The following is a 1091-nucleotide window of genomic DNA, read 5'->3' on the forward strand; positions in this document are numbered from 1 at the left end:
GCTCAGGACTGAGCAGCCGGGGGACTCAACTACGCGCGAAGGTGTTCCAGTGCCTTCTCCAGCGCGTCCTCAGCGGCAACCGCCACGTCCGGCTCCACGCCAACGCCCTCCCAGTTGGTGCCGGTGACCGGGTTGATCGAGCGGGCCGCCGGCACGGTCACCGTCACATGCGGCGCAACAGGAATACGGGCCGTCGGGTGGGCGCCACCACGCGTCGTCTGCCCGACCAGCGTCGCCCGCTTGAGCACCTTCAGGTTGTACGACAGCTCCTCCCCACCGGAGAAAGTGAAGTCGCTGGTCAGCACCGCCACCGGCCGGTCCGAATAGCGCGGCGCGGCGAGGTGCCCGAGGGTCCAGTACTGGCGGGTGGAGTCGGTAGCCCGGTCGTAGATGTCGTTGAGGTGCACCTCGTCGTCAGCGAAGAAGTAGCTGCACCACAGCTGAACGCCCTCCGGTGAGCCGCCGCTGCACTGCCGCAGGTCGATGACCAACGCCTCGGTGGAAGCGACCAGTTGCATCGCGGCGGCGATCGCGGGACCGCCCACCCCGGCCGGGGGAATCATGCGCAGATCGAGGTAGCCGATGTTGCCGTCGAGTTGCTCTGCCCGCCGGATGCCGTAGTTCTTCTCCCGGGCGTACCGCTCGAACCGGGCCCGGGCGACGTCCTCCGGCTCCTCGTCCATCGACTGCGGCTCCTCGCTCCACAACAGCCGCAGGTGCTTGTCCGGACACACCCCCTGCAAGTCCTCCGTGACCCGCTCGCACAGCCCCCGCTCGTCCAGGCCCTCATAAGCGCCTTCCGCCAGCCGGTTCCGGATCGCCACTTCAATGGCCGCCGTCTTCTCGGGGAACACGTAACCAGCGGTGATCCGGGCGAGGGCGGTGTCGAGTATCGCTCCATGAGTGATCATTCGCGCGATCGTAGGGCAAGGCCGACCCGATGCCCAGCGGTTTCTCAGCGAACTCCTCACCGTCACCCCCTCCCCCGGCCCCGCATCAAACCCGCCCTCACCCACTGCCGCGCCCACGCCCAAGCCACCCGCTCTTGAGCAACACCCGACCGTGCGCAGGAAGTCGGGCCCGCCGACTTC

At 68.3% G+C, this 1091-nt stretch carries 1 protein-coding gene; it reads right to left on the reverse strand.

Translation table 11 applies throughout. The features are described from left to right. Positions 1-29: 29 nt before the first annotated feature. Positions 30-911, reverse strand: a complete 882-nt coding sequence (locus ACFV61_RS36160; protein ID WP_380346002.1) for a S41 family peptidase — start codon at positions 909-911, stop codon at positions 30-32. Positions 912-1091: the final 180 nt, after the last annotated feature.

This window comes from Kitasatospora sp. NPDC059817 (assembly GCF_042731835.1).
Taxonomy (GTDB): domain Bacteria; phylum Actinomycetota; class Actinomycetes; order Streptomycetales; family Streptomycetaceae; genus Kitasatospora.

Excerpts from the sequence above, each read along its gene's own strand:
- ACFV61_RS36160 (WP_380346002.1), bottom strand. The coding sequence starts at position 911 with ATGATCACTCATGGAGCGATACTCGACACCGCCCTCGCCCGGATCACC.